Origin of the sequence: Acidovorax sp. HMWF018, from assembly GCF_003061035.1 — a bacterium.
GTDB classification, from domain to species: Bacteria; Pseudomonadota; Gammaproteobacteria; order Burkholderiales; family Burkholderiaceae_C; genus Acidovorax; species Acidovorax delafieldii.
The window spans coordinates 1-4,049 of record NZ_QAIM01000432.1; the positions used below are offsets into that span (position 1 = coordinate 1).

The 4,049-nt window shown below is 64.8% G+C and carries 5 protein-coding genes; all 5 read right to left on the reverse strand.

The genetic code is table 11. The features are described 5' to 3' along the window. The coding region (trpD, locus tag DBR23_RS18045; RefSeq protein ID WP_108499141.1) for an anthranilate phosphoribosyltransferase at positions 1-778 on the reverse strand (778 nt) is incomplete at its 3' end. A gap of 17 nt (positions 779-795) precedes the next feature. Continuing rightward, positions 796-1,467 (reverse strand): LysE family translocator, encoded by a 672-nt coding sequence (locus DBR23_RS18050; protein ID WP_108499138.1) that lies wholly within the window; start codon positions 1,465-1,467, stop codon positions 796-798. Then, entirely contained in the window at positions 1,464-2,048 is a 585-nt protein-coding gene (locus DBR23_RS18055; RefSeq protein WP_056065297.1) for an aminodeoxychorismate/anthranilate synthase component II, read from the reverse strand. Before DBR23_RS18055 ends, DBR23_RS18050 begins: the two co-directional genes overlap by 4 nt. Further along, positions 2,045-2,380, reverse strand: coding sequence for a chorismate mutase (locus DBR23_RS18060; RefSeq protein WP_108499139.1), 336 nt, complete (start codon positions 2,378-2,380; stop codon positions 2,045-2,047). The genes DBR23_RS18055 and DBR23_RS18060 overlap by 4 nt, the downstream gene beginning before the upstream one ends. Further along, the gene (gene trpE, locus DBR23_RS18065; protein WP_108499140.1) at positions 2,377-3,876 is read right to left on the reverse strand and encodes an anthranilate synthase component I; all 1,500 of its coding nucleotides are present in this window, start codon (positions 3,874-3,876) and stop codon (positions 2,377-2,379) included. Before trpE ends, DBR23_RS18060 begins: the two co-directional genes overlap by 4 nt. Positions 3,877-4,049 lie beyond the last annotated feature (173 nt).

Below are 4,049 nucleotides of genomic sequence, written 5' to 3' on the forward strand. Positions count from 1 at the left end.
GCAGGCCGAAGTCTTCAGGGTGGATCTCGTATTCGGTGATCTGGCCGTTCTTCAGCTCACCGACCAGCGTGGCGGCGCCGAGGCTCACTTCGTCCATGCCGTCACGGCCGTACACCACCAGCGCATGTTCGGCGCCCAGGCGCTGCAGCGCGCGCACCTGGATGCCGACGAGGTCGGGGTGGAACACGCCCATCAGGATGTTGGGCGCTTCGGCCGGGTTGGTCAGCGGGCCCAAGATGTTGAAGATGGTGCGCACGCCCAGTTCCTTGCGCACCGGGGCCACGTTCTTCATGGCCGGGTGGTGGTTGGGCGCAAACATGAAGCCGATGCCCACTTCAGCGATGCACTGGGCGATCTGCTCGGGCTTGAGGTTGATGTGGATGCCCAGGGCCTCCATTACGTCGGCGCTGCCGCTTTTGCTGGACACACCGCGCCCGCCATGTTTGCTGACCTTGGCGCCCGCTGCGGCGGCCACGAACATCGAGCAGGTGGAGATGTTGAAGGTGTTGGCGCCGTCGCCGCCCGTGCCCACGATGTCCACCATGTGGGTCGCGTCCTTGACGTGCACCTTGGTGCTGAACTCGCGCATCACCTGCGCGGCTGCGGTGATCTCGCCGATGGTTTCCTTCTTCACGCGCAGGCCGGTGATGATGGACGCGGTCATGACGGGCGAGAGTTCGCCGTTCATGATGAGCCGCATCAGGTGCAGCATCTCGTCGTGGAAGATTTCGCGGTGCTCGATGGTGCGCTGCAGCGCTTCCTGGGGGGTAATGGGCATGGAATGTCTCCTGGTATTTATGCAGAGGGCTGGTCTGTGAAGGCCAGCTTGAGCCCGAAGCCGATGAACATGGCACCGGCCACGCGGTCCAGCCAGTGCATGCCGCGCTGGATCACCCCGGCGCGCCGTGCCATCCACGATGCCGCAAGCGCCCAGCCCACATTGACGGGGATGGCGTTGAGGTTGAACAGCACGCCCAACAGCACAAAGGCCAGCGCCTTGTTGTCCGCGCCCGGCGCGATGAACTGCGGCACGAAGGCCAGGAAGAAGATCGCGACCTTAGGGTTGAGCACATTGGTCCAGAAGCCACCGAGGAACACCTTGCGCAGCGGTGTGTGCTGCGCAGGGGCCGCCTGCGCGGCTGCCAGCGCTGCGCTGTTGCCCCCGTCGGCACCGGGCTTGGACAACAGCATGCGCACACCCATCCACATCAGGTACGCTGCACCGATCCACTTGAGCACGGTGAACGCCGTGGCCGATGCGGCCAGCAGCGCGCCCACGCCCACGGCGGCCGCAAAGATGTGCACAAAACACCCAGCCGTGATGCCCAGCCCCGCCACGATGCCCGCGCGGGTGCCGGTCTTGAGCGCGTTGGTCACGATGTAAAGCACATCGGGGCCTGGCGTGAGGTTGAGCAGCCAGCCTGCGGCGATAAACATCACCAGCTGGTGGGCGTCGATGAAGCTCATGCGCGCTGCTCCAGAAAGTTCTTGAGCATGGCGTGGCCGTGTTCGGTGAGGATGCTTTCGGGGTGAAACTGCACGCCTTCGATCGCCAGCGTCTTGTGGCGTACGCCCATGATCTCGCCGTCCTCCGTCCAGGCCGTCACCTCCAGCACATCGGGGCAGGTGGCGCGCTCGATGGCCAGCGAGTGATAGCGGTTGACGGTGAACTGCTCGGGTAGCCCGGCAAACACGCCCTTTTGCGTGGTGGTGATGACGCTGGTCTTGCCGTGCATCAGCTCCTGCGCGCGGATGATGTTGCCGCCGAAGGCCGCGCCAATGCTCTGGTGGCCCAGGCACACGCCCAGGATGGGCAGCTTGCCGGCAAAGTGCTTGATAGCGGCCACCGAGATGCCCGCTTCCGCAGGCGAGCAAGGCCCGGGTGAAATCACCAGGCGGTCGAGCTGGCCCGCGTTGAGGCGTGCTTCGATCTCGGCCACGGTGATCTCGTCGTTGCGGAACACCTCGACCTCGGCACCCAGTTCACCAAAGTACTGGACGATGTTGTAGGTAAAGCTGTCGTAGTTATCGACCATCAAGAGTTTCATGCGGCGCTCCCGGCAAGGGCGGGCTCGCGCAGACGGGCGAACTCGCGGTGTTCATAGGCAATGCAGGCTTCCATGAGGCTGCGGTAGATGGCTTCCATCACGTCGGCGTCACCGCCTTCGGCCTGGGCGCGCTCGCGCACGCGGGCCACGATGGCCTCAATGCGCGCTTCATCGCGCACCTGTTCCACCCCTTGCTTGATGCGGGCGGCCTGGGTCATGTAGCCCACGCGCTCGACCAGCAGGGGCACGAGCACGTCGTCCAGCGCGTTCACTTCGCGGCGCACGTCCTGCATGGTGGCGCAGGGTTTGACTCGGGTGATAGCGAGGGTCATTCCAGCCCCTCCTCGACCAGTTCGGCGGCGCGCAGCAGCGCACGGGCCTTGTGTTCGGTTTCTTTCCATTCCAGCTCGGGCACCGAGTCAGCCACCACACCGGCAGCCGCCTGCACGTAGAGCGTGCCGTTCTTGATGATGCCGGTACGGATCGCAATCGCCACGTCCATATCGCCCGCGTAGCTCAGGTAGCCGCAGGCGCCGCCGTACAGGCCGCGCTTGGTGGGTTCCAGCTGGTCGATGAGTTCCATGGCGTGCACCTTGGGCGCGCCGGTGAGTGTGCCGGCGGGGAAGGTGGCCTTGAGCACATCCATGCTGGTCATGCCGTCGTGCAGGATGCCTTCCACGTTGCTCACGATGTGCATCACGTGGCTGTAGCGCTCCACGGCAAAGGCCTCGGTCACCTTCACGGTGCCGGTTTTGGCGATGCGGCCGATGTCGTTGCGCGCCAGGTCGATCAGCATCACGTGTTCGGCACGTTCCTTGGGGTCGTTGATGAGTTCAACCTCGGTGGCCTTGTCCTTCTCGGGTGTGGCGCCGCGCGGGCGGGTGCCCGCCAGGGGGCGGATGGTGACCTTGGTGCCTTCGTCGGTCTTCTCTTGACGCACCAGGATCTCGGGGCTGGCGCCCACCACATGGAATTCGCCAAAGTCGTAGAAGTACATGTACGGCGACGGGTTCAGCGAACGCAGCGCGCGGTACAGCGACAGGGGCGATTCGGTGTAGCGCTTGTGGATGCGCTGGCCCACCTGCACCTGCATGAAGTCGCCTGCGGCAATCAGCTCCTTGGCGCGCTCCACGGCGGCCAGGTAGTCGGCCTTGGCAAAGTCGCGCTGGGCGGGGTGGCTTTCGGTGGCCTTGACCACGGGGGCGCTCACCGAATACTTGAGCTGCTCTTTCAGCTCGCGCAGGCGCTTCTTGGCCTTGGCATACGCCTCCGGCTGGGCCGGGTCGGCGTAGACAATAAGGTACAGCTTGCCCGAGAGGTTGTCGATGACGGCCAGTTCCTCGCACTGCAGCAGCAGGATGTCGGGGCAGCCCAGGGTGTCGGGTGGGCAGGTGGTCTCCAGCTTCTTTTCGATGTAGCGCACCGCGTCGTAGCCGAAGTAACCGGCCAGGCCGCCGCAGAAGCGCGGCAGGCCGGGGCGCAAAGCCACTTTGAAACGCTTTTGGTAGGCCTCGATGAAATCGAGCGGGTTGCCTTGCGCGGTCTCGACCACCTGACCGTCGGTCACCACCTCGGTCTTGGCCTGGTCGCCAAAGCCGCTGGCGCGCAGCAGGGTGCGGGCGGGCAGGCCAATGAAGCTGTAGCGCCCGAAGCGCTCGCCGCCCACCACGGATTCGAGCAGGAAGCTGTGCTTGCCGCCGTCTTTGGTGTGCGCCAGCTTCAGATAGAGCGAGAGCGGAGTTTCCAGGTCCGCAAAGGCCTCGGCCATGAGCGGAATGCGGTTATAGCCTTCGCTGGCCAGGCTTTTGAATTCAAGTTCTGTGATCACGGGGAGGGCTCCCAGCTGTCGCAGCGCGTGTCCCTGTGCAATGAAAAGGGGCGCTGCGGTCCATTCAATCGGCCTCACCGCATTCGGGTGGAGGCCACGGGTGCACGCTGGGGCTGCTGCCCAGGTGCCATCAGGCGTTCAAAGCGACAGGCTGACGCCAGGGCCAGGCTCCC

Coding starts and splice junctions, on each gene's coding strand:
- DBR23_RS18050 (WP_108499138.1), bottom strand. CDS start 1,467: ATGAGCTTCATCGACGCCCACCAGCTGGTGATGTTTATCGCCGCAGGC.
- DBR23_RS18055 (WP_056065297.1), bottom strand. CDS start 2,048: ATGAAACTCTTGATGGTCGATAACTACGACAGCTTTACCTACAACATC.
- DBR23_RS18060 (WP_108499139.1), bottom strand. CDS start 2,380: ATGACCCTCGCTATCACCCGAGTCAAACCCTGCGCCACCATGCAGGAC.